This window comes from Faecalibacterium sp. OF03-6AC (assembly GCF_003478175.1).
Classification (GTDB): domain Bacteria; phylum Bacillota; class Clostridia; order Oscillospirales; family Ruminococcaceae; genus Faecalibacterium; species Faecalibacterium taiwanense.
In genome coordinates, this window is record NZ_QUEN01000002.1 from 185,899 (window position 1) to 208,797 (window position 22,899).

Genomic DNA, 22,899 nt, shown 5'->3' on the forward strand with positions numbered 1-22,899 from the left:
GGAAGTCTATCTCATTTTTTCATTGGGGCTGTTTTGCAGCAGCCCCTTCTCTATGAAAAGAGGTTCAACATGAATTCTCGAAGATGTCTTATCAGAACTTGAACAGGTTCACGATGCGCTGCCACAGGCGGGTAAAGATATTGCCTTCCTTCACCGTCTCAGTCTCGGCTGCAGTGGTGTCGGCAGCGGCCACAGTTTCAGCGGTCTTATAGACGAACTTCACGCTGCTCTCGGCATCGTCCGGTGCACCGGCAAAGCTGGTGTAGTCGTTCAGGCGGTCGGTCATCTCGTCCAGCACGGTCTTCAGGCCATGGAGCTGATCCTGATCCAGCGCGCCGGTCAGCTTGGAGATGCCTTCCTCGTTGAACTGGTTCAGACCGTCGTTCAGCTGGCCTGCGCCGTCATTCAACTGACCTGCACCGGTGTTCAGGGTGTTCACGCCGTCATACAGGGTCTTGGTGCCTGCAGCCAGCTGTGCGCTGCCATCCTTTGCGGAGTGGGCACCGTCCGCAGCGGTCTGCACGCCTGCGGTGTACTGGTTCACGCTGGAAACAAAGAACTGGATCTGAGAAAGGCTGGTCTTCAGGGCGCGGACATCGGCCATATCCTGACTGTTCTCCACCTGATACTTCAGCTCAGCCTTGGCGGTGTTCTTGGCATCCTCGCTGGTCAGCAGCTGTACCAGACCGCACAGCATGGAGGGGTCGTAGTTCTGCATCAGCTTGAGGGCTGCTTCCAGATCGTGGTTCGTCTTGGTCGCGGACAGGTACAGGGCCAGATCCAGCTGGCTGTCCTTGAAGCTGGGAGCCTGCTCCCAGATGGTGCGCACCATCTTTTTGCGGCCGGCAGCAAGGGTCTTATCGTTCATGGTGAGGATGTTGTCGATCACAGCCTCGTAGTTCGACCATGTCATGTCCTCGTCGATCAGGCCGCCTTCCTTCAGGGTCTTGTTGGCAGAAGCCAGCACACCGTCAGCCACCTGCTGCGCACCGGCGTTCAGTGCTGCATTGTTGGCGCTCAGGGTGTCCAGACCGTTGGTCAGCTGGCCAAGGCCGTCGTCCAGAGCGGCAGCGCCGTTGTTCAGGGTGTTGGCACCGTCCAGCAGGGCCAGAACACCGCCTGCCAGCTGAGAGGTGCCATCCACCAGCTGGGAAGCGCCGTCCATGAGCTGGCTCATGGCATCGTTCAGCTGGTTGATGCCATCGGTCAGATCGTTGATGCTGCTCAGGTCGAACACGTTGCTCGTGCCCAGAGCGGCCGTGCTGGTAGCGCAGGCCACCATGACCTGCGGGCAGGTAAAGTCTTCCACATCGGCTTCCACAGTCACGGTGTCCTGCAGATAGTCTTCGATGCTGTCCACCTCATCGGGCAGCAGGCCGGACAGGGAATCCTTCACGCCCGGCAGGGTGACAAAGGCGGCAACACTGCTCTTGGCGGCACTCTCGACCATGCCGTGTTCTGCGGTCACGTTGGAAGCATCCCCGCCCAGAATGACACCCACAGCGGTGATCAGCGGAGTGACGATGGTGCGGTCCTTGCCGTTCACGTTCACGGTGTCGGTCTCGTTGTTCTTCAGGTTGACGGTCACAGTCAGGTGGCCGCTCTTGCCAATGATGTCCTCAAGGGCGGCTTCCTGACCGTCCAGAGCGTAGGTCGCCTTCACATCGATGGGCAGGGCCTTGTCGGTATTGCCCTTGTAGTAAACATCGGTGTCGTTGGTGTTCCACACCAGCTCTTCCCCGTTCTGGGTGAACTCGGCATCGCTCTCAGTGTTCTGGATGTTGGTCAGGGTGGTCTTGTCGGTGACGTTTGCAAGGCCGGAGGCGCTGTACAGGTGCTCGCTGACGGTGGTGCTCTTGATGGAGCCGTCGCCGTTCATCACAGCATAGACGGTCTCGGATTTGGAAAAGCTGCTCTTACCAGCTGCAAATGCGGGCATTGCACAGCCTGCGGCGAGGGTGAGAGCCAGCGCCGCACTGGCGAAACGAAGCGATTTTTTCATAACGTAATTACTCCTTTTCAGACTTCTTGGCGTTGGCGGATTCGGGTACCATCCACTTGAGGGTGGTGTGGCGGATGATCCAGTCGCACAGCATCAGGGCTGCGGGCAGCACCACCAGAATGACCACCATGCTGATCAGTGCGCCGCGGGAGATCAGCAGGCAGATGCTCTTCAGCAGCTCCATCTTACTGATGGCAGCCACACCGACGGTGGCGGCAAAGAAGGTCAGGCCGCTGGTCAGGATGGACTGGCTGCAGTGCTCCAGCGACTGCTGGGCGGCTTCCTTCGGGGTGCGGCCAAAGGCGCGCTCCTCGTGGTAACGGGTGGTCATCAGGATGGAGTAGTCCACGGTAGCACCCAGCTGGATGGTGCCAATGACGATGCTTGCAATGAAGGGCAGCTGCGTACCGGTGAAGTACGGGATGCCCATGTTGATGGCGATGGCGGCTTCAATGCTGGCCACCAGCAGCGCCGGGATGGAAATGCTCTTGAAGGAAACGGCGATGATGACCAGAACGGCCATGATGGACCAGACGTTGACGTTCTTGAAGTCCACATCTGCCACTTCGATCAGGTCTTTCGTCATTGCACCCTCGCCGGTGATGACACCCTCGGGGTCAAAGGTCTTGATGAGGTCGATCATCTCGGTGAGCTGGCTGTTGATGGCATCCGTGCCGGTCTTATAGGAGCTGTTGGCCAAAATCAGCTTGTAGCCACCGGACTGCAGGATCTCCATGATGCTGTCGGGAAGCAGCTCGGTCTGGAAGCCCGGGCCGGTGATGGAATCCAGACTTACCACCTGCGTAATGCCGTCCACGTCCTTGAGTTCATCGCACAGGTCGCTCACCTCGGTGGCGGTCAGGTCGTCATGCACCAGAATGAAGTGGCTGGTGGTCATGCCGAAGTCCTCGCCCAGCTTGTTGGTGCCCACGATGCCGGTCAGGTCCTGCGGCAGGGAGTCGAACAGAGTGTAGTAGACCTCGGTCTTGTTCTGCGCGATGGCAAAGGGGATGAGGATGAGGATAAAGATAACCACGATGGGCACCGAGTGATTGGAAACAAAATAGCTGAGCTTTTTCAGCTTGGGGATCACAGTGCGGTGCTTGTACTTTTCCACCCATTTATCAAAGGTAAGGATCAGGGAGGGCAGGATGACCACGGTGCAGATGACACCGAGGGCAACGCCCTTTGCCATGACAAGGCCGATATCGCGGCCCAGCGTCAGGCGCATGGCACACAGTGCAAGGAAGCCTGCAATGGTGGTCAGGCTGGAAGCGGAGATGGAGGTCATGGTCTTGCAGATGGCGCTGGACATGGCCTCCTCGTTGGAAGAGCGCAGCTCCTTCTCTTCCTGATAGCGGTGCAGCAGGAAGATGGAGAAGTCCATCGTGACACCCAGCTGAAGCACGGTGGCCAGTGCTTCGGTGATGTAGCTGATCTGGCCCAGAAAAATGTTGGTGCCGAAGTTGTACGCAATGGGGAACAAAAGACCCAGCATGAACAGCAGCGGGGTGATGGTGCTTTCCAGCGAAAGGAACAACACCAGCAGGCTGGCACCCACGGCGATCAGGATGTACATCGGCATTTCCTGATTGACCAGTGCCTTGGTGTCCTGCAGGATAACGCTCATACCGCCGAAGAAGCAGTCCTTGCGCAGCAGCTTTTCGATCTGAGCGACGGCTTCCATGGTCTCGTCGCTGGCGCTGGGGGCGTCAAAGCGGACGATCAGCATGGTGGAATCGTTCTTGCCGAACATGAACTGCTGCACATCGGCGGGCAGCATCTCGGTGGGGATGCTGGGGTCGATCACATCGCTGAGCCAGAAGGTCTGGGTCACGCCGGGAACAGCCTCGATGTCCTTCTTCATGGCGATCAGTTCGTTTGTGGGCAGGCCCTCTACCGTGATCATACCGGTGGAGGCCAGATGGAAATCGTCCTCAAGGGCTACCTCGCCGATCATGGAGTCCAGATCCTGCGGCAGGTAGGTGAGGATGTCATAGTTGATGCGGGTAGCAATTGCGCCGATTGCGGAAGGGATCAACAGCAGGAATGCTACTGTCAGGATCAGCTTGCGCAGCCGCACAATGCCCTGTGCGATCTTTTTCATGAGAACCCTCCATAGAAAATGGCTAAAAATCTCAGTAAAATGACTGGTGGTCATTTCCAAGCAAACACTATTATAACCATGACAAACCGGGTGTCAAGCACAAAAATGACCAAAAGTCAGTTTTCTTATCAACTGCCTGAAATTGTATAGCTTTTTTGACTTGCACTATCGGGAAAGGACTGCTAAAATGATTGAGATAACACAAATGAGCGAATGAAAACGAGTGGAAAAGAGGAATCGTCAGGAAAAATGGGTACCGTGGAGGGCAAAAAGCAGGAGAAGCGCCGGGCACTGCTGGAGGCAGCCTATGATTTGTTTCTGGAGCGAGGTGCCGCAAAAACCAGCGTGGAGGACATCACCAGCCGGGCCAAGGTGGCCAAGGGCACCTTTTATCTGTATTTTCAGGATAAAGGTGCGGTGATGCAGGCGCTGCTGGGCCGGGTGAGCTACCAGCTGCTGAGCGACGCGTGCGAAGCGGTGGAAAAGCAGACAGAGCTCGAAAACTTCCCGGACAAGATGGTGGCGGTGATCGACCATATCATCGAAGCGCTGCGGAAGGACACGCTGGTGCTCAAGTTTCTGGAGCACAACTTCATCTGGCCGGGGCTGGATCAGATCGAGGCCAGCCGCGAAGCCGAGCCGCTGATGCGCAAGCTGCTGAATGTGGTGCTGACCAGCCCGGAAATGGCCGGCCGCACCGAGCGGGAGATTTATCAGCGCATCACAGCATTGGGCAGCATGTGCATGTCGGTGTGCTATTCCAGCGTGCTGGAGGGCAAGCCCGATGACATCGAGGCCATGAAGCCGGTGCTGTACGATATCGTCCGCAGGTCGCTGAAGGTGGAAAAATAAAAAATCACAGAAAAGTATTGCTTTTTTGCACAGGCTGTGGTAAACTATTCAAGTCGATATGACTTATGGACGGTTAGCTCAGCTGGTAGAGCATCTGCTTGACGTGCAGGAGGTCACAGGTTCGAGTCCTGTACCGTCCACCATACAGTTCGTACTCGAACCCGATTCTTTATGAAAAAGGGTTCGGGTACGTTTTTGTTTATCGGAAGTTTGCGTTTGCGACAGCAATAAACACCCCAGTGGGATGTTTGAGCAACAGAATAGGCTACCAGAAAATCCCAAGTCGTATGACGTGGAATTTTTTGTTTCGATCAAGGACTCGAACGGCATCCACGTAAAAAATCCATAGCAAATGAGCCGGGAGTCTTCTGTAGATCAGAGGCTTCCGGCTCACTGCATATTCATGATAAAAGCAAAATTCCTGCCACCAGTACCATGTTGCAGGCAAAAAACAGCGCGGGCAGTGCATCCACAAGGGCCGGCGAAAGAGTGAAATCGTCCGGGACAGGATCGTTTTGATTCATGTGATCGACCTTTGCATTTCTCCACGCAGCGCCGGAGAGACCTTTCTTGCTGAATTTCTGAAAAAAGAGCAGCGCTTTTGCGCAAGATCGTCAATGCATTCTGCAGCAGGTCACGGGTCAATATCCAGCTCACGCAGAAGCAGTTGGAGGGCGGGCGAGATGTTCTCGCGGTTCCACACGGCCCAAGCGGGAACGGTATCGTTTTCCAGCGGGATAAAGGTGAGGTTTTTGTTGGCGGGCAGTTGAGCCAGCACCGGCTCGGCAAGGATAGTATAGCCGCCGTAGAAAGCCAGCTGCAGCATCAACTCCTCCATGGAATACGCAAATTTGATGTTCTGCGGGTCGCTGCCGTGGCGGGTGAGGACCTGCGCAAACTGGTTCCACAGCTCCCGGTCCATGGCGGGTACATACCTGCTGAGCCACGGTGTGCCCAAGGTGGACGAAGTGGAGTTTGTGAACAACTGGATGATGCAGACCCACGGCAAGGCAAACACCGCACTGGTGATGAAGTTTGCCAAGAACAGCGGCAGCACTGTGGACTGGTGGCTGGACAAGATCAACCCGGACACGCTGGCCAAGACCCGCATCCAGTTCTGGCCGGACAACGAGTACACCGTGCACCAGCTGAACAACGGCATGCACTACTACACCGGCACGCTGGAATGGTGGGAGAACTACTGGGAGAACCCCACCAGCGGCGAGAAGAACAACAACACCGCCGGTCAGCTGGAGCTGAAGGACCTGAGCTGGGATAACTACAATTATGTGGAGGAGAATTTCTCTGACAATGCCACCGCTCTGTTTGGCACCAAGGGTGTGCAGCTGGTAATGGACGGTGCAAAGGTCACCGGCGTGATCGCACAGGACAGCGACGGCAATTACCTTAAGATCAACGCTAAGAATGGCATTGTGCTGGCAGGCGGCCGTCTGGAGGGCGACATCTCCACCATGAACTTCGACTCCATGGCCGTGCCCGACTATCTGCCCGGCCCCCTGTGGGTGGACGAGAATGGCCAGCGCTTCCAGAACGAAGCCTTTGCCGGCCCGGAGATCAACGGCTTCTTCATGGCACGTGCAAAGCGCGGCAATATCACCTCCATCTACGACAGCACCTATGAGACCCAGATCCTGCGCGGCTTCCCCGGCCATCAGGCATTCGAGTACGACATGCCCGCTGTGGTGGAAGCCATGAAGGGCAACTTTGAGGCCGCAAAGGCTGCTGGTGCCGAGGGCGCCAACGGCTGGTACTGCGCCGACACCATCGAGCAGCTGGCCGAGTACATCGGTGTGGAGCCTGCAGCCCTTTCCGCGACTGTGGAGCAGTACAATAAGGTTTGCGCCGAGGGCTACGACAGCGACTTTGCCAAGGACCCGCACTTCCTGAATGCAGTTGCAAAGGCTCCCTTCTACGCCCATGTCACCACCCCGAGTCTGGGCTTTGCACTGGTGACCACCGGCGGCTTTGTGACCACCAATGACCAGCAGGTGCTGAACGAGGATTATCAGCCCATCGAGGGCCTGTACGCTTCCGGCAACACCTGCGGTATGCGCTTCGGTCCCGAGTATATCACCCCGATCCCCGGCGTGAGCATTGGCATGTGCCTGACGCTGGGCCGTGAGCTGGGCAAGTATCTGGCTACAAAGTAAGCAGTTCTGATATAAATATAGAAAAGGCAGGCTTTTTCCGCTGGGAAAGGGCCTGCCTTTTTGCTTTTTATAAAAAGTATGTTACAATAGAACTGGCAAAGAAACCGGTGCCGGGCGGTGCGGCTCCGGGGTAAGGAGGAAGCACGGTGAGCGAAAACGAAAAGGGCTATTATATCCGAGAATTTTCCAACATGACCGGTCTGCCCCAGAGCAAGATCCGGTATTACGAAAAGATCGGCCTGTTCAAGGTGAAGCGGATGAAAAACGGCTACCGCTGGTTCAGCCCGGAGGATGCATTCCGGGTGAACGCTTTCCGCTGCCTGCTGCAGTATGGCTTCAGCATAGAGGAAGCTGTGCGGATGCTGGACGAAAAGCAGCAGACCGAACAGTTTGAGCAATCTCTCAAGCGGCAGCGCTACACCCTGACCCACGAGAAGCAGCTGCTGGAATACCGCCTGCAGGCGCTGGATGAGGCCATTGGCCTGCTGAACATGGAACCCGGTTCAGACTTTTCGGTTCAGGATGTGCCGGATAAAATATATGTCTATGCTTCCAATGGGCGGGACTTCAGCGTGGCGGGGCAGGCAGGGGAGACCATTTCCCGCTTTGTGGAGCTGCTGTCCATTTCCAGCTATGCGCGGGTGATCGAGACGGCGCAGTTCAGCTCCGAAAAACCGGAGCTGGACCCCAGCTATGTCTGTGCCATCCCGGCTTCGGAGGAGTGGCGGCTTGGAACATATGACCGCACCCATGTCCACTGGATGAATCTGGGCAAATGCATCGTGTATCACCGCAGCCTGACGCGGGAGGAGAGCGTGCGCAAGGAAACCTTTGCCCTGCTTCTGGACTGGATGACTGCCCACGGCTACCATATGCGGGAAAAAATGATGATCCTGCCCGGTTTTTTGAATCTGGATGGCTGCGGAAAGGACATGGAGACGGTGATCCTGCCGGTAATCTGAGCCAAAAACGCGGTACAGCACAATAGACACAAAAAGCCCTTGTGGAGTTTGCACAAACTCACAGGGGCTTTCTTGTTGTTAAATGACAAACAAAGTTTCAAAACGGTAACGGTACTTGACCTTAAACCCGGTTTATGCTGTAAAGTGTTGTTCGTGAAATGTCAAACGAAGTTCCGGCCCGGCGGTGCCTGACCGGAAAACATCGTACACACGAAGAAGAAAGAAAACGTAAAGGAGAACCTTATCATGGCAAACCGCATTTCCCGTCGCAACTTCCTGAAAAAGGCTGCTGCCGGTGCCGTCGGCGCTGCTGCTGCCGGTGTGCTGACCAGCTGCGGCAGCTCTGCAAGCTCTGTTGCTTCCAGCACTGCTGCTTCCTCCACCGCTTCCTCTGCTGCTGCAAGCGCAGCTTCCGAGGCTGGCTTTACCTTCAAGCCCGGCACCTACACCGCCAAGGCTTACGGCAATATCTCCGACATTGAGCTGGAGTGCACCTTCTCTGAGACTGCGCTGACCGATGTGAAGATCGTGGGCCAGAACGAGACTCCCGCGCTGTTCAGTCAGGTGGAGAACGAGCTGATCCCCGCCATTCTGGACAATCAGGCAGGCGGCGTGGACAGCATTACCGGTGCTACCAATTCCAGCCGCGCTGTCAAGGAAGCCATTGCAGACTGTGTTGCGCAGGCAGGCGGCGACCGTCAGGCATGGCTGGCCAAGACTGTGGAAAAGACCGCAGGCGCAGCTGAGGAATACGATGTGGATGTGGCCGTCATTGGCTGCGGCGCAGCAGGCTTTATGGCAAGCATCGTGGCAGCCCAGAAAGGCATGAAGGTGCTCACCGTGGAAAAGGCCGGCAGCGTTGCAGGCGTGAACGGCATCAAGGTCTCCGGCCCCTTTGCAGTGGACACCAGCGTGCTGCACGCACGTGAGGGCGGCACCACCCTGACTGTGGACGAAGTGTTCAACCATGCCATGAACTACACCCACTGGACCCCGAACCCCAGCCTGATCAAGCGCTGCCTGGAGACCTCCAAGGACGCTGTGGAAGAGCTGGTGGGCATCGGCTACGAGATGAAGGAAGCAAACTTCCGCTTCGAGACCCCCTTCAAGGATGAGAAGGGCGGCTTCCACCTGATCACCAACGCTCTGGATGAGCGCGTGCAGCTGTGGGAGAAGGCTCTGGACGACAACGGCGTGCAGGTGATCTACAACACCGCAGCCAAGAGCCTGATCGTGGAGAACGACAAGATCTGCGGCTTTACCGCTGAAAAAGAGGACGGCACCCCCATCACCGTCCATGCAGGCGCTGTCATCATTGCATCCGGCGGCTTCCTTGGCAACCGCGACCTGCAGGAGAAGTTCCTGCACACCCGCAAGCTGAACGCAGCTGCAGGCGGCAACAGCCTGTGCACCGGCGACGGCATTGTAATGGCAAACGACGCAGGCGCTGTGCTGTGCAAGACCTTTGGCTACTGCCCCTGCGAGTACGGCGGAACCAACAGCAAGGCCAGCCGCCCCGCAAAGCAGGATAAGTACGACCAGAACTACTGCTTCAAGTTCGGCCTGTACGGCAACCTGCTGGTGGACGGCGAAGGCAAGCGCTTTATCAACGAGGGCCTGCTGTGCGATTACCCCATGAGCTACGGCTCCGAGCAGATCCTGCTGAACGCCCCTTGGTACGGCATTGTGGATCAGGCTTATGTGGATGCCATGACCACGCAGGGCCTGTACGAGTACACCACTGCAAAGGGCGCTACCAGCGAGAACTGGTTCATTGGCAACTACTTCAAGGGCCGCATTCTGGACAACCTGCCCAGCGATATTGAAGAGGGCCTGAAGGAAGGCTGGCTGGTCAAGGCTGACACCATTGAAGAGCTGGGCGAGAAGTTCGGCCTGACCCATCTGGCTGAGACCGTTGCAAAGTACAACGAGTACTGCGAGAAGGGCGTGGACGAGCAGTTTGGTGCTAACAAGTGGTACCTCAGCCCCATCAAGGAAGGCCCCTTCTACGCTGTGCAGTGTGAGCCGAGTGCATGGAGCACCTTTGGCGGCGTGCGCACCGACGACTGCTGCCGCGCTCTGGATCTGGACAACCAGCCCATCGACGGCCTGTACGTTGCCGGCACCGACAGCGGCAGCCTGTACTACAGCCCCTACTACGATATCCCCGGCTTCTGCTATGGCCTGTGCATTGACAGCGGCTATATCTGCGCTGAGGAAGCAGCTGCCTTCGTCAAAGCCTGATCGGCTGCAGTAAAGCCCCATAAGCAATAAAAGATCCCGTCCACTTCTGGGTGAACGGGATCTTTTTTGCGTATCAGACAGGAAAAAGCGGCTCAGAGGTCGTTTTTCTCCTGCCCAAGATTATCGGATTCCAGATCGTACAGGCCGTGCTGCAGGTGCTCTTCCATCATGACCCGGGCACGCTTGCCATCGTGCTTGCGGAAAGCGTCCAGCAAAATGCCGTGGTAGTAGATGCCGCCGTAGTAACCGTTGGAAAGAATGAGCATCTTACCCAGACTAGCACGGCGCTGGAAGGTCTCGTTCATAATGGCAATGGTGTAATCGTTGCCGCAGGCGTTAATGATCTCCATATGGAACGCCACGTCCGCGTTGATGAACTCTTCGCACTTGCCCACAGAGGCCTTCATGGCCTTGAGGTAGCCCTCCAGTTTGGCGATCAGCTCCGGCGAGGCGGTCTGGGCCACCTGTGCGCAGACTGCCGGTTCTACGATGCTGCGGAACTCCAGGATCTGCTTCATGGTCTCGGTAGCATCGATGGTGGGAGCCGGTTCCTCCACATTGGAATAGAAGGCCGAAAGATCGTCCGAGATCAGGAAGGTGCCCTTGCCGTGCACGCTTTCCAGAATGCCCAGCGCAATGAACTGCTGCAGGGCGCTGCGCACGGATACACGGCTGACCCCCAGCTCTTCGCACAGCTGGTTCTCACTGGGAATCTTTTCGCCCACGGTCCAGTTGCCGTTGCGGATATTTTTGCGGATATAGTGGGCGATCTTTCCGGTGACGCTGCCCTTATCGGCCATAGTGGAACACCTCTTTGTATTACAACTTTTTCTAACTATATCATAGGATGTTGCAAAAGTAAATCAAAATCAGCGAAAACTGGCAGAAAAACTTGTATGCAGACAATTGCTCACGGAATCAGGACGGCTTTGGTCAGGCTTTCGTCCCGGTGCACAAGACGGTCGAACACCTGCGCACCCTCTGCCAGCGGAAAGCTCTGCCACAGGCCGGTCAGGTCGGCGCGGCCCTCGGCAATGGCCTGCAGGCAGACCGGGTACTCCCCGGCGGAGGAATAGCTGAACTGCACATCGATCTGCTCGGTGATGCAGCGCTGCAGCGGGAAGTCGATGGTCCGGGCGTGGTTGCCGATGACCATGATGCGTCCGCCCTTGCGCACCAGCTCCATGGCCTGTGTAAAGGAGCTTTGGGAACCGACGGCATCGTACACCACATCGGCACCGCGCTCTGCGGTGAGCTGCGGCAGCTGAGCGCAGTCCAGTGCACCCAGCTGTGCGGCCAGCTGCATGGGCCGGGTGTGGTGGCCGCTTATGCAGACCTGTGCGCCCTGACTTTTTGCGGCGATCAGGGTCATCAGGCCAATGGTGCCGTCACCGATCACGGCAGCGGTTTGCCCGGCGGCAAGGCCGCTGCGCAGCACTGCGTGCATTCCCACGGCAAACGGCTCCACAAGGCAGCCCTGCTCAAAGCTGACGGCGGGCGGCAGGGCATACAGAGTGCGGGCCTTTACGGCGATGTACTGGGCCATGGCACCATTTTTGCGGTACTCGGTGCAGGCAACGCCTACGATGCGGCGCTGTGCGCAGAGGTTGTGCATCCCGTGGGTGCAGAACCAGCAGTAGCCGCAGTATTCGGTGGAATCAAAGGTGACGCGGTCGCCCACGGCCCAGCTTTGCACGGCTTCGCCCAGCTGCGCAATGGTGCCGCTGGCTTCGTGGCCCATGACCAGCGGCGGGATGCGCCGCCCGTTCTCACCGCTGCTGCCGTGCACATCGCTGCCGCAGATGGCGCAGGCCTTTACCTCCACCAGCACCTCGTCCGGTGCCGGTTCAGGGCGGGGAACATCCCGGTATTCAAAGGTATGCGGTGCGGTGAACACCAGTGCTTTCATCATGTTTACCATTCTGCCACGCTCCCGTCCTCATGCCTCCAAACCGGGTTCTTCCAGCTGTGCGGGGTTTGGCCCTCTTCCTCCACCAGAGCCTTGTTCACCTCTACGCCAAGGCCGGGCTTCTGGGGCAGGCTGACAAAGCCGTTCACGAACTTGAAATCCTCGGGGTTCAGCGCGTAGTCCAGCACGCTGCGGCCCTCGTTGTAGTGGATGCCGATGCTTTGCTCCTGAATGGCCGCGTTGTAGCAGGTGGCATCCAGATTCAGGCAGCTGGCAAGGGCCACCGGGCCAAGCGGGCAGTGGGGAGCAAGGGCCACATCGTGGGCTTCGGCCATGGCGGCGATCTTCTTGCACTCGGTCAGGCCGCCGGCGTGGGAAAGGTCCGGCTGCACGATGTCCACGCCGCCAATGGCCAGCAGACGCTTGAAATCGTACTTGGTGAACAGGCGTTCACCGGTAGCAATGGGAATGTTGCAGGCCGCCGCAATCTCGGGGAAATACTCCATGTTATCGCAGAGAACGGGTTCCTCAATGAACATGGGGTCGAACTCTTCCAGCTTTTTGGCCACGATCTTTGCCATGGGCTTGTGCACCCGGCCGTGAAAATCAATGGCAATGCCAAAGTCCTTGCCGAAGCTCTCGCGCACGCTGGCTACGCGCTCCAGCAGGGCATCAATCTTGGCGTAGCTGTCCAGAAACTGCAGCTCGTCGGTGCCGTTCATCTTGATGGCGGTGAAGCCTTGCTTTTTCTTTTCCAGTGCAGCGCGGCCCACATCGGCGGGGCGGTCGCCGCCCACCCAGCTGTACACCCGCATCTTATCGCGGCAGCTGCCGCCCATCAGCTGCCAGACCGGCACATTGAAGTATTTGCCCTTGATATCCCACAGGGCCTGATCGATGCCGGAGATGGCGCTCATCAGGATGCCGCCGCCGCGGTAGAAGCCACCGCGGAACAGCACAGTCCACAGGTCTTCGATCTTCATGGGGTCGGCACCAATGAGGTACGGCTCCATCTCATGGATGCACTCGCATACGGTGGCGGCGCGGCCTTCCAGCACCGGCTCGCCCCAGCCGGAAATGCCTGCATCAGTGCTGATCTCAATAAAAGCCCAGCGAGGACGCACCAGCCATGTCTGAATTTTTGTGATCTTCATAGCAATGCTCCTTTGAGAACAAAAAACACTGTACGATTCCAGCCGTGTTTCTCCGTCAGGGATCGTACAGTGTCAAAGATTATTGCAAATTACGGAGTCTGCAGGCTGCCGTCGCGGTTGCGGGTCTGAGTCCAGGTGGTCACAGTATTCTCACAGGGATACTTTGCGGCCTCCTTCTCATTCAGGTCTACGCCGAGACCGGGCTTGTCGTTGGCGTAAACAAAGCCGTCGTTGCCGTACTCGGGCATACCGGGGAACACTTCCAGCAGAGCGCCGTGGTTGTCCTTCAGCTTCTGGATGACGAAGTTGGGCGGTTCGATGCCGCTCCACTCCTGCAGGCCCAGATTCTGAGCGGCCAGATCGATGTGGATGTTGGCTGCATGGGCCAGCGGGCTCATATCGCCGGGGCCGTGCCAGCAGATGCGCACACCATACTGCTCGCAGAACATCTGCAGCTTGCGGGCCGGGGTGATGCCGCCCACCTGGCTCAGATGCACGCGCATGTAGTCGATGCTGCGATTCTGCACCAGCTTCTTGTACTCGGCAGGGTTGTTGAACAGCTCGCCCTGGCTCAGCGGGGTCACGCTGGTCTGCTTGATCTTATCCAGCCATTCCACCTGCTCCAGAGGCACAACGTCCTCCATGAAGAACAGCTTGTAAGGCTCCATCTCCTTGACAAAGGTGACAGCCTCGGTGGGGTGGATGCGCTCGTGCACATCGTGCACCAGATCAATGTCGAAGCCTTCCTTGGCACGGATGCCGTCGAACAGCTTCAGGGTGTCGCGCATATACTTCTTGCTGTCCAGATACACGCCCGGCTCTGCGCCCTTGGCTGCCCACTCCGGAGCAGGGCCAAAGCCGCCGCCGCCGTAGCCGCCGCACTGGCAGCGGATGTGCTTGACACCGATGGAACGATACTTCTCGATGTTCTCGCAGATCTCGTCCACATTGGCACCGTCCACATGGCGGTACACCGGCACACCGGCGCGCATTTTGCCGCCGAACAGGTCGTACACAGGCATGTTGGCCATTTTGCCCTTGATGTCCCACAGGGCCATATCCACACCGGAGATGGCATTGTTGACGATGGGGCCGCAGCGCCAGTAGGCGTTCTGGTGCATCAGCTGCCACAGGTCGGAGATGTTGCGCACATCCTTGCCGATCAGCAGCGGACGCAGATAGGTCTCAATGAGATGCTGCACGGTCAGGTGGCGGTAAGCGAAGGTGGCGCAGCCCAGACCGTACAGGCCCGGCTCGCTGGTCTCCACCTTCACCACCACCAGATTGATGCCCTCGGGGGCGGTGCAGATCACTTTAATATCGCGTATGGTAGGGGCCATGATAAGGTTCCTCCCTTTTTCTGTGTTGATTACTTGACCAGATAGCCGCCGTCAACGGGGATCAGGGCACCGTTCAGGTAGTCGGATGCAGCGGAAGCCAGGAAGACGACGGGACCCTTCATATCCTCGGGCAGGCCCCAGCGGCCAGCGGGGATGCGCTTGGTGCACTCGTCCTTGCGCTCCTGCGTCATGTTGGCGCACATCTCGGTGTCCATGTAGCCCGGGCAGATGCAGTTGATGTTGATGCCGCGGCCGGCGCAGTCAACAGCAACGCTCTTGGTCAGCTGAGCAACAGCGCCCTTGGTTGCGGTGTAGGCAGGCACGGTGGTGCAGCCGAAGTAGGAAGCCATGGAGCCGATGGTGATGATCTTGCCGCCGGTGGGCTGCTTGAGCATGACCTGCAGAGAACGCTGGATCATGAACCAGACGTGGTCCAGATTGATCTTCATGACCAGATCCCACTGCTCTGCGGGGAACTCCTCGGGCAGATAGCGGCGCTGGATGCCTGCAGCGGGGATCAGAACGTCCAGACGGCCGTCCAAAATCTGCAGTGCTTCGTCAAAGGCGCGGTTCAGGTCAGCACGGTCGGCCAGATTGCCGATGACGGGGTAGGCTTCCAGACCCTTGGCGCGGTACTCCTCGCACACCTTCTCGACCTTTTCCTTCTGCACGTCGATGATGACGACCTTGCAGCCTGCCTCCAGCAGACCTTCGGCCATGCCGCGGGACAAACCCTGTGCGCCGCCGGTAACGATCGCATGCTTGCCGGCAATATCAAACTTAGTAAGAGCAGCCATAATAATGATCTCCTTCTATTTTATAATGTACGTGTTTATATCAGGGCCAGAGGGTCAGTCCTCTGCGCCGTCGAACAGGATAACGGTCTTCTTGACAGCCGGATCGGGATGAACGATGTTGTCAAAGACCTTTTCGATTTCGCTGAACTTGACGAAGGTGGTTGCAAGACCTTCCATGTGGTACTTGCCCTCGGCCATCTTCTGTGCAGTGGGGACCCACTGGTTCAGGCTCATGCGGGTGCCGCAGATGGTCAGCTCGCGGCCATTGATCATTTGCTGGGTGATCTTTTCGGGCACGGTGCAGAAGCCCATGGGAACCACGCGGCCTGCGTTGCACACGATGCCGGGCTGCATGATCATGGTCAGGCTGCCGGGGAAGCAGGCGGAGTCGAATGCGACGGTGCAGCCGTGGCCGTTGGTGATCTTCTGCACTTCGGCAACGATGTCCTGCGTTTTGCTGTTCACGGTGTAATCGGCACCGAACTGCTTGCTGCGCTCCAGACTGCTGTCGCTGATGTCGCAGCAGATGACGGTTTTAGCGCCCTTGAGCTTGCAGGCCTGTGCAATGATGGTGCCGATGGTGCCGGTGCCCAGAATGAACACCACATCGTCCTCGCACACGCCTGCACGGCTGGTGCTGTGCTCGCCGATGGTCAGCGGCTCGATCAGAGCGGCATCTTTCCAGGGGATGCTGTCGTCGATCTTGTAGACGTAAGGCTCTTCGACGCACCAGTATTCACGCCAGCCGCCGTTGGTGCCGCTGCCGCGCACCAGAACGTGCTCGCAGACATTGCCGCGGCCATGCTTGCACTGGTAGCACTCGCCGCAGCGGATCACGTAGTCAATCACGACGTGGTCGCCCACCTTGATGTTTTTGCAGTCTGCGCCAACCTTGGTGACCAGACCAACATTCTCGTGGCCGGGAATCAGCGGGTAGCGGGAGTTGGGGTTCTCGCCCTTATAAATATGGATGTCGCTGCCGCAGACACCAGCAGCCATCATCTTAATCTGGACTTCGTTGTCCTTCGGTTCAGGGATCTCAGTCTCGCGCATCTCAAAGTGGAGCGGCTCGGTGACCCAACACTCTTTCATAACAGTAGACCTCCTTGTTGGTGATCAGTGATCTTCTTGTAAATGTTCCGTCGTCGTATCTTGTTGTAATACAAGATTCATTGGCTTTAGTATACACGACAATACAAGAAAAGCAAGAGGAAATTTGAAAAAACAGGGCTTTAAGGATGATTTTTGACTAACTGCACAATTCTGGGCCTGCCGCTTTGTGATACAAGACGGAAACTGATGTCAAGACAAGTGCCCGGCAGAACATAAGAGCGGAATAGAAGGAGCACTAAAAATAAAGATACGGCAAAGAATAGCAGCTGCGGACAGGAATTCTGACGAAACTGGACATGTATCACAGAAAAAACGGCAGGACGGATCATTTTATGGATACTTCCTATTATAAATGCCTCTTGCGGAAGATGAACTTGTTTCGGCCCAAAAACAAGTTGGGGTGTGCCAGCGGTGCCGGATCGGGTCGGAAGAGGGGAGAAAGAGGCGGTGGACGGTGGAAGCCGGCAGAAGAAAATGAAGCCAAAAAAGTGAAAAACGTCAACTTGAACGGACAAAAAGCACAGGAATATGAAGAGATGTGACAACGATAAAACGTCAAAAAAGTCAAAAGTGTAACAAAAGTGGCCGAAAATCTTAAGTTTTACCTTTGAATTGTACAGATTTGCATTTTGAAACAAGTGCACTCTGCACAAAAAACATGTAACTTGTAAAAAGAATGTTGACAAGGCTTGTATTACATGCTATTATGTTGGCAACAGAAAGTCCCACGCAGGTGGGCGCCAGAAAAGTACGTGCAGACCGGCTGACACAAGCCCGGTCATGATGTTTAAGAAAATTGGAGGACAATAAGATGAAACAGTACATCAACCGCCGCGATTTCCTGAAGGCTGCTGGCGTGACCGCAGCTGCCGCTGCTCTGGCTGGCTGCGGTGTCACTTCCGGCTCCACCGCCACTGCATCCAGCACGGCTGCATCCAGCACCGCCGCTGCCGGCAAGTACGATGATGTCAAGGCCGATGTCACCCTGACCATGAGCCACCAGATGGCTGCAAGCCACTCCATCAACAAGACTGCTGAGGAGTTCGCTCGTCTGGTCGCTGAGAAGTCCGAGGGCAAGATGAAGGTGGATGTTTACTCCGCTGCAACTCTGGGCACCGAGACCGAGAACCTGCAGGCCCTGACTAACGGCACTCTGGATCTGGCCGTGATCGCTGCCGAGTTCTATGCAAACTACGTGGACGAGGCTGGCTGCCTGTGCCTGCCCTTCGTATACAGCAGCTACGACGACTGCGCTGAGAAGCTGGCCGGTGAGGCTGGCACCACTGTTGCACAGATGATTCTGGACAAGACCAATGTCCGCATTCTGGACTACTACGTGCTGGCATTCCGTCAGATCTTTACCACCGATAAGCCTCTGAACACCGTGAACGATATGTCCGGCCTGATCATCCGCATCCCGGACTCCTCTACTTATAAAGAGACCTTCACCCAGCTGGGCGCTGCTCCCACTCCTGTGGCATGGGGCGAGACCTACACCGCACTGGATACCGGTCTGGTGTCCGCTGTGGAGAACATCCCCGAGTCCATCATGTCTGCCTCCATGCAGGAAGTGTGCAAGTACGTCAACGTTTCCAACCACATCATTGGACCCACCACCATCTCCGTTTCCGAGCAGGTATTCCAGAAGCTGACCGAAGAGCAGCAGAACATCCTGACCGAGGCCGCTAAGGAAGCCTGCGAGTTTGGCCTGAATGCTACCAAGGACGGCAGCGATGCAAACTTCGCCGCTCTGGAAGGTGCCGGTCTGGAAGTGGTGGACACCGATGTTGACAGCCTGAAGGCAAAGATCAACTACAACGCATATGCTTGCGCAAAGACCGATGTCGGCAAGCAGATCCTGACTTCCATGGGTGTTGCTCTCTGATAGACCGTCCGTCTTTCCCTGAAAAAATGCGCGGGCAGGCCACAAAGGGCTTGCCCGCACTTAATTGAATAAAAGGAGATGAACCCCCGCATGAAAAATGTGCGTAAAACGGTGGATAAGATCCTGAATGTGTGCATTCTGGTTCTCTTCATCGCAATGTTCGGTGTTACCACTCTGAACGTTATCATGCGTTATGTCTTTAACTCGCCGCTGAGCTTTGCAGTCGAGTTTGGCCGCTACACCTTTGCAGGCATGGTCTATCTCGGCTCCATCTACGTCATGCGCGACGACGGTCACATCGGTCTGGACATCGTGGTGGATGCTCTTCCACAGCCGCTGCGCACCATCGTGAAAAAGTTCTCCCGCGTGCTGGTTCTTGCCTATCTGGCCGTATTCTTCTGCATGAGCACCCGCATGGTTATGGAGAACTGGACCAACCGTTCCAGCACCATGCATCTGCCCATGTCTGTTGTGTATCTGGCCATGGTCATTGGCAGTGCCGGTATGTTCATTGAAGAGCTGCTTCTCCTGCTGGGCAAGGGCGGCAGCGAAAAATTAGATGCAGGCGACATGGGAGGTGGCATGTAATATGTGGATGATCATTGGTATCTTCTTTCTGATGCTGCTCATCGGCGTGCCTGTTGCGTTCGGTGTTGGCATCTCCTCCATGCTGTATCTGGCCCTGAATGGTAAGGATCTCGTCATCCTCACCCAGCGCATCTTCGCTGGCGGTGACTCCTTCACCCTGATGGCAATTCCGCTGTTCATCTTTGCAGGCGAGATCATGAATGCCTGCGGCGTTACCAAGCGTATCGTCGGCTTTGCAAACGAGCTGGTCGGCTTTATCCCCGGCGGTCTGGCACACGTCAACATTCTGGCATCCATGCTGTTTGCAGGCGTTTCCGGTTCCACCTCTGCCGACGTTGCTTCCATCGGCGGCATGCTGATCGGCTCCATGGACGAAGCCGGTTTCGACCGCGACTACGCCACTGCCGTCACCGCGGCATCCGCAACCATCGGCTCCATCATTCCGCCTTCCATCCTGATGGTGTTGTACAGCTCCATCACCGGTATCTCCGTTGGTAAGCTGTTCATGGCAGGCGTGATCCCCGGCATTCTGGTGGGTGTCAGTCAGATGATCTACGCTTTCATCAAGGCAAAGAAGAACCCTGCCAAGTACGACGGCGATGTGAAGGTCAAGTTCGACTTCAAGCGCATGGTCAAGTCCTTCATCAATGCTCTGCCTGCGCTGGTCATGCCTCTGATCATCATTGGCGGCATCCTGTCCGGTGTGTTCACCGCAACCGAGGCCGGTGCGATCGCCGGTGCTTACGGTCTGATCATCGGCATCTTCGTCTACAAGGAGTTCACCTTTGAGGGTGCCATCAAGACGGTCCTCAGCGCAGCCCGCACCTCTGGCATGACCATGCTCATCGTGGCAAGCACCACCGCATTTGGTTACTGCCTGGCCATTGAGAAGTTCCCCGAGCAGGTGTCCGCTCTGCTGACCGGCATCTCCACCAACCCCAACGTCCTGATGCTCCTGATGATCCTTGCCATGTGCGTCATCGGCATGTTCATGGATACCACCTCTGCCGCCATCATCATGGTGCCCATCTTCTACCCCATCGCCGCAGCTGCCGGCATCGACGGCATCCACTTCGGCATGGTCATGGTGCTCACCTTCATTCTGGGCGGCATCACTCCTCCCGTTGGCGTTACCCTGTACATCGCAACCGCTGTTGCAAAGATCAAGTTCACCAATCTGCTCAAGGAAATGTGGCCATTCATCGCACTGTTCATCGCAGTGCTGTTCGCAGTTGCTTACTGCCCGGCTATCTGCCTGACCATCCCCAACATGCTGGCCTGATCTGCAGCCGGACAGCAGATGCTCATGAAAAGCTTTTTCTAAATTTTCTCCTAAATCTCCTATCCCATGCTTTGCATTCTCCATTACTTCCCAACGATCTCCCAAAACAGAAACCATTCGTGCAGAGGTCAGGCTGCTTTCATCCCTCCCGGGTGGAAGCGGCCTGACCCTCTTTTTTGCCAAAGACCCGGAAAGGAGCATTGTTTAACGCCGGAGAACATCCCGGAGTTCCGCAAGGCGGGCTGCCTTGGCGTGGGCCTTGCCAGCAGCCTGATGCCGAAGGACAAGGCCGCCGCCCGCGATTGGGATGCCTGCGCGGAATACGTGCACATGCTGCTTACAAAAGCCAAAGGCGAATAAACCGCAGAAACAGCAAGGCCGTCTGCCCGTTATGGGTGGGCGGCTTTGCTGCGTGAACCACTTTCACTCCTGAAATGAACTGCATGAAAAATCAGAAGGACCCATTCTATTGACTTTGCCTTTGCAGGGGAGTATACTCCATGTCACCAAGAATATCACGGCTATGACGAGAAAGAGTACCCGGAAGGAATGCTGCAGAGAGCTGCCGGTTGGTGCAAGGCAGTGCAGGGCATCCGTGGGAAGATCCTCTCCGAGCTTTCCGGCTGAATGGACGGTGTGCGCCCCAGTAAGCAGGAACGGCAGGCCCCCGTTATCACGGGCCGCGCGTTGTTGGACGTGCACTGAGTGGTCAGCGTTGTGCTGGCAATAAGAGTGGTACCGCAGAGGATTTTACACGCCTTTGTCTCTTACAGACCGTAAGGGACAAGGGCGTTTTATTTTGCGGATGCTTTTGTCCCAAAGCATGTCAGAAGGAAAAGGAGAAACAACTATGAAAACACTGGAAAAAGTAAGCGACTTTGTGGGCAAGTACATGGCCGCCATCGTTATTGTGGTGGCCGCGGGTGCCCTGTTCTTCCCCGGCCCGTTCAGCGTGGTAAAGACGGCGTGGGTCAATAACCTGCTGGGCATCGTGATGTTCGGTATGGGCCTTACCCTGAAGCCGGAGGACTTCAAGGTGGTGTTCAGCCGCCCGAAGGATGTGATCGTGGGCTGCGTTGCACAGTTCACCCTCATGCCGTTTCTGGCATGGGCGCTCACGCAGGTGTTCCACCTGCCCACCGAGCTGGCCATTGGCGTGATCCTGGTTGGCACCTGCCCCGGCGGCACCTCTTCCAACGTGATGACCTACCTTTCCAAGGGCGACGTTGCACTGTCCGTTGGCATGACCGCTGTTTCCACCGTGCTGGCTCCGCTCCTCACCCCGCTGCTCACCCTGCTGTACGCTGGCCAGCGTGTTGACGTGAACCCCGTGAGCATGTTCATGTCCATCGTCAAGGTGGTGCTGGTGCCCATCGCACTGGGCTTTGTGGTCAATCACTTCTTCCATAAGTTCACCGAGGAAGCCGTCCGTGTGCTGCCTCTGGTCTCCACTACTGCTATCGTGCTGATCATCTGCGCCGTGGTCTCCGCCAACAGCGCCAAGATCATGACCAGCGGTCTGCTGATCCTTGTGGTGGTTATCCTGCACAATGTGCTGGGCTATCTCACCGGCTTTGGCGTGGGCAAGCTGCTCAAGCTGGACTCCACCAAGTGCCGCGCGATCTCCATCGAGGTGGGCATGCAGAACTCCGGCCTTGCAACCAGTCTGGCCGCCGCACACTTTGCACAGTATCCGCTGGCTACCATCCCCGGCGCTGTGTTCTCCGTGTGGCATAACATTTCCGGTGCGATCCTCGCCAACTTCTTTGCCCGCACAGCAGAGAAGAAGGATTGATCTTTCATAACACAACAAAGCCCCCGGCAGGCGCAAACCTGCCGGGGGCTTTGCTGTGCCTGCGGGCCGGGCAACTGCAACAGAACCGGCACAAATCATGCTTTTCACGCTGCTTTTAGGGCGATTCACGCAGGTTTGCTTCCAAAATGCGGTAAAGTGTGGGATAATCAAGGTACTGTAATACATACCCCCCCCGTAAAAATGCGAGGGGAAAAAAGGAGGTTGTACCATGAAACAAGGCAAACTTATCCGGCGTGCAGTATCGGTGGCGCTGGCCGGATGCATGATGTTCACCCTTTCCGCCCCGGCTCTGGCCGCAAGCACCGATGACCTGCTCCAGCAGAGCACCGCCGCCAAAAGCGCGGTGAGCGTGCTGGACGCGGAAAATGGTGACACAGTTGACTACGGTATTACAATTACAATCTATGGCAAGGGTACGGAAAAACAATGTGGTCAATTTGACCACATTGTTTTCTGGTAACTGAGGAATCAACGTTTAGCCGTTCTCCCTGCATGGATTTCCTGCCCCCTTCCGGCGGCGTTTTCCGGCTCTCCCACTTGGGGGCCATCGCCGGGTATCCCATGCAGACGGTCATGCTGTTTTCAAGGTCCAACGGGCAAAACGGCAACAAAAAAGCCGTCACAAAAACAGACCAGCCCCGCCTTCGCTTTTTCTGGAAGGTCATGCTAGTCGGTTA

The 22,899-nt window shown here is 56.8% G+C and carries 19 protein-coding genes, 1 tRNA gene and 1 other annotated feature; of the genes, 11 read left to right on the forward strand and 9 right to left on the reverse strand.

All coding sequences use genetic code 11. The features are described 5' to 3' along the window. Nucleotides 1–91 precede the first annotated feature (91 nt). A complete protein-coding gene (locus DXA66_RS03060; protein WP_118526727.1) occupies nucleotides 92–2,002 on the reverse strand; it encodes a hypothetical protein in 1,911 nt (636 codons plus the stop codon). Nucleotides 2,003–2,009: 7 nt separating this feature from the next. Next, nucleotides 2,010–4,109 carry an RND family transporter gene (locus tag DXA66_RS03065; RefSeq protein ID WP_118526729.1) on the reverse strand — a complete coding sequence of 700 codons (2,100 nt, stop codon included), beginning with the start codon at nucleotides 4,107–4,109 and terminating at the stop codon, nucleotides 2,010–2,012. A gap of 249 nt (nucleotides 4,110–4,358) precedes the next feature. On the opposite strand from DXA66_RS03065, the gene DXA66_RS03070 reads away from it, so the two are divergent. Both DXA66_RS03070 and DXA66_RS03075 read left to right on the forward strand, forming a co-directional pair. Continuing rightward, the gene (locus DXA66_RS03070; RefSeq protein WP_118526731.1) at nucleotides 4,359–4,961 is read left to right on the forward strand and encodes a TetR/AcrR family transcriptional regulator; all 603 of its coding nucleotides are present in this window, start codon (nucleotides 4,359–4,361) and stop codon (nucleotides 4,959–4,961) included. 67 nt (nucleotides 4,962–5,028) lie between these two features. Further along, nucleotides 5,029–5,104: transfer RNA gene (locus DXA66_RS03075), tRNA-Val, on the forward strand. 491 nt (nucleotides 5,105–5,595) lie between these two features. Here the strand turns inward: DXA66_RS03075 and DXA66_RS03080 are convergent. Continuing rightward, nucleotides 5,596–5,883: a hypothetical protein gene (locus DXA66_RS03080; RefSeq protein WP_158576279.1), complete on the reverse strand. Its 288-nt coding sequence runs from the start codon at nucleotides 5,881–5,883 to the stop codon at nucleotides 5,596–5,598. Here DXA66_RS03080 and DXA66_RS03085 point away from each other — a divergent pair. The 3 genes from DXA66_RS03085 to DXA66_RS03095 all read left to right on the forward strand — a co-directional run bounded on the left by DXA66_RS03085 (nucleotide 5,882) and on the right by DXA66_RS03095 (nucleotide 10,338). Next, nucleotides 5,882–7,132: an FAD-binding protein gene (locus DXA66_RS03085; RefSeq protein ID WP_158576280.1), complete on the forward strand. Its 1,251-nt coding sequence runs from the start codon at nucleotides 5,882–5,884 to the stop codon at nucleotides 7,130–7,132. The genes DXA66_RS03080 and DXA66_RS03085 overlap by 2 nt on opposite strands. A 146-nt stretch (nucleotides 7,133–7,278) precedes the next feature. Beyond that, nucleotides 7,279–8,094: a MerR family transcriptional regulator gene (locus DXA66_RS03090; protein WP_243089016.1), complete on the forward strand. Its 816-nt coding sequence runs from the start codon at nucleotides 7,279–7,281 to the stop codon at nucleotides 8,092–8,094. Between the two features lie 246 nt (nucleotides 8,095–8,340). Then, nucleotides 8,341–10,338 (forward strand): FAD-binding protein, encoded by a 1,998-nt coding sequence (locus DXA66_RS03095; protein WP_118526735.1) that lies wholly within the window; start codon nucleotides 8,341–8,343, stop codon nucleotides 10,336–10,338. Nucleotides 10,339–10,430: 92 nt separating this feature from the next. Here DXA66_RS03095 and DXA66_RS03100 read toward each other — a convergent pair whose 3' ends face one another. The 6 genes from DXA66_RS03100 to DXA66_RS03125 all read right to left on the reverse strand — a co-directional run bounded on the left by DXA66_RS03100 (nucleotide 10,431) and on the right by DXA66_RS03125 (nucleotide 16,630). After that, entirely contained in the window at nucleotides 10,431–11,138 is a 708-nt protein-coding gene (locus DXA66_RS03100; protein WP_118526737.1) for a FadR/GntR family transcriptional regulator, read from the reverse strand. Between the two features lie 110 nt (nucleotides 11,139–11,248). Further along, the gene (locus tag DXA66_RS03105; RefSeq protein WP_118526739.1) at nucleotides 11,249–12,259 is read right to left on the reverse strand and encodes a zinc-binding dehydrogenase; all 1,011 of its coding nucleotides are present in this window, start codon (nucleotides 12,257–12,259) and stop codon (nucleotides 11,249–11,251) included. Then, nucleotides 12,253–13,401, reverse strand: coding sequence for a galactonate dehydratase (gene dgoD, locus DXA66_RS03110; RefSeq protein ID WP_118526741.1), 1,149 nt, complete (start codon nucleotides 13,399–13,401; stop codon nucleotides 12,253–12,255). The genes DXA66_RS03105 and dgoD overlap by 7 nt, the downstream gene beginning before the upstream one ends. Before the next feature lie 89 nt (nucleotides 13,402–13,490). Further along, nucleotides 13,491–14,741, reverse strand: a complete 1,251-nt coding sequence (locus tag DXA66_RS03115; protein WP_097773820.1) for an enolase C-terminal domain-like protein — start codon at nucleotides 14,739–14,741, stop codon at nucleotides 13,491–13,493. A 29-nt stretch (nucleotides 14,742–14,770) separates the two neighbouring features. Then, nucleotides 14,771–15,538 (reverse strand): SDR family NAD(P)-dependent oxidoreductase, encoded by a 768-nt coding sequence (locus DXA66_RS03120; protein ID WP_118526743.1) that lies wholly within the window; start codon nucleotides 15,536–15,538, stop codon nucleotides 14,771–14,773. Between the two features lie 54 nt (nucleotides 15,539–15,592). Next, a complete protein-coding gene (locus tag DXA66_RS03125) occupies nucleotides 15,593–16,630 on the reverse strand; it encodes a zinc-binding dehydrogenase (protein ID WP_118526745.1) in 1,038 nt (345 codons plus the stop codon). A 353-nt stretch (nucleotides 16,631–16,983) separates the two neighbouring features. Between DXA66_RS03125 and DXA66_RS03130 the strand changes: the two genes are divergently transcribed. The 6 genes from DXA66_RS03130 to DXA66_RS03155 all read left to right on the forward strand — a co-directional run bounded on the left by DXA66_RS03130 (nucleotide 16,984) and on the right by DXA66_RS03155 (nucleotide 22,682). After that, on the forward strand, nucleotides 16,984–17,193 hold the full coding sequence (locus DXA66_RS03130) for a hypothetical protein (RefSeq protein ID WP_118526747.1): 210 nt from the start codon (nucleotides 16,984–16,986) through the stop codon (nucleotides 17,191–17,193). A gap of 269 nt (nucleotides 17,194–17,462) precedes the next feature. Beyond that, entirely contained in the window at nucleotides 17,463–18,536 is a 1,074-nt protein-coding gene (locus DXA66_RS03135; protein WP_118526909.1) for a TRAP transporter substrate-binding protein, read from the forward strand. A gap of 90 nt (nucleotides 18,537–18,626) precedes the next feature. Continuing rightward, entirely contained in the window at nucleotides 18,627–19,124 is a 498-nt protein-coding gene (locus DXA66_RS03140) for a TRAP transporter small permease (protein WP_158576281.1), read from the forward strand. A 1-nt stretch (nucleotide 19,125) separates the two neighbouring features. Next, the gene (locus DXA66_RS03145) at nucleotides 19,126–20,406 is read left to right on the forward strand and encodes a TRAP transporter large permease (RefSeq protein WP_158576282.1); all 1,281 of its coding nucleotides are present in this window, start codon (nucleotides 19,126–19,128) and stop codon (nucleotides 20,404–20,406) included. Nucleotides 20,407–20,920: 514 nt separating this feature from the next. Then, nucleotides 20,921–21,177 (forward strand) — a binding site (T-box leader). Nucleotides 21,178–21,256: 79 nt separating this feature from the next. Then, nucleotides 21,257–22,201 carry a bile acid:sodium symporter family protein gene (locus DXA66_RS03150; protein WP_118526753.1) on the forward strand — a complete coding sequence of 315 codons (945 nt, stop codon included), beginning with the start codon at nucleotides 21,257–21,259 and terminating at the stop codon, nucleotides 22,199–22,201. A 229-nt stretch (nucleotides 22,202–22,430) separates the two neighbouring features. After that, a complete protein-coding gene (locus DXA66_RS03155; protein ID WP_118526755.1) occupies nucleotides 22,431–22,682 on the forward strand; it encodes a hypothetical protein in 252 nt (83 codons plus the stop codon). Nucleotides 22,683–22,899: the final 217 nt, after the last annotated feature.

Coding starts and splice junctions, on each gene's coding strand:
- DXA66_RS03100 (WP_118526737.1), bottom strand. CDS start 11,138: ATGGCCGATAAGGGCAGCGTCACCGGAAAGATCGCCCACTATATCCGC.
- DXA66_RS03105 (WP_118526739.1), bottom strand. CDS start 12,259: ATGGTAAACATGATGAAAGCACTGGTGTTCACCGCACCGCATACCTTT.
- DXA66_RS03130 (WP_118526747.1), top strand. CDS start 16,984: ATGGATACTTCCTATTATAAATGCCTCTTGCGGAAGATGAACTTGTTT.
- DXA66_RS03070 (WP_118526731.1), top strand. CDS start 4,359: ATGGGTACCGTGGAGGGCAAAAAGCAGGAGAAGCGCCGGGCACTGCTG.
- DXA66_RS03095 (WP_118526735.1), top strand. CDS start 8,341: ATGGCAAACCGCATTTCCCGTCGCAACTTCCTGAAAAAGGCTGCTGCC.
- DXA66_RS03065 (WP_118526729.1), bottom strand. CDS start 4,109: ATGAAAAAGATCGCACAGGGCATTGTGCGGCTGCGCAAGCTGATCCTG.
- DXA66_RS03060 (WP_118526727.1), bottom strand. CDS start 2,002: ATGAAAAAATCGCTTCGTTTCGCCAGTGCGGCGCTGGCTCTCACCCTC.
- DXA66_RS03115 (WP_097773820.1), bottom strand. CDS start 14,741: ATGGCCCCTACCATACGCGATATTAAAGTGATCTGCACCGCCCCCGAG.
- dgoD (WP_118526741.1), bottom strand. CDS start 13,401: ATGAAGATCACAAAAATTCAGACATGGCTGGTGCGTCCTCGCTGGGCT.
- DXA66_RS03120 (WP_118526743.1), bottom strand. CDS start 15,538: ATGGCTGCTCTTACTAAGTTTGATATTGCCGGCAAGCATGCGATCGTT.
- DXA66_RS03085 (WP_158576280.1), top strand. CDS start 5,882: ATGGCGGGTACATACCTGCTGAGCCACGGTGTGCCCAAGGTGGACGAA.
- DXA66_RS03135 (WP_118526909.1), top strand. CDS start 17,463: ATGAAACAGTACATCAACCGCCGCGATTTCCTGAAGGCTGCTGGCGTG.
- DXA66_RS03140 (WP_158576281.1), top strand. CDS start 18,627: ATGAAAAATGTGCGTAAAACGGTGGATAAGATCCTGAATGTGTGCATT.
- DXA66_RS03150 (WP_118526753.1), top strand. CDS start 21,257: ATGAAAACACTGGAAAAAGTAAGCGACTTTGTGGGCAAGTACATGGCC.
- DXA66_RS03125 (WP_118526745.1), bottom strand. CDS start 16,630: ATGAAAGAGTGTTGGGTCACCGAGCCGCTCCACTTTGAGATGCGCGAG.
- DXA66_RS03145 (WP_158576282.1), top strand. CDS start 19,126: ATGTGGATGATCATTGGTATCTTCTTTCTGATGCTGCTCATCGGCGTG.
- DXA66_RS03080 (WP_158576279.1), bottom strand. CDS start 5,883: ATGGACCGGGAGCTGTGGAACCAGTTTGCGCAGGTCCTCACCCGCCAC.
- DXA66_RS03155 (WP_118526755.1), top strand. CDS start 22,431: ATGAAACAAGGCAAACTTATCCGGCGTGCAGTATCGGTGGCGCTGGCC.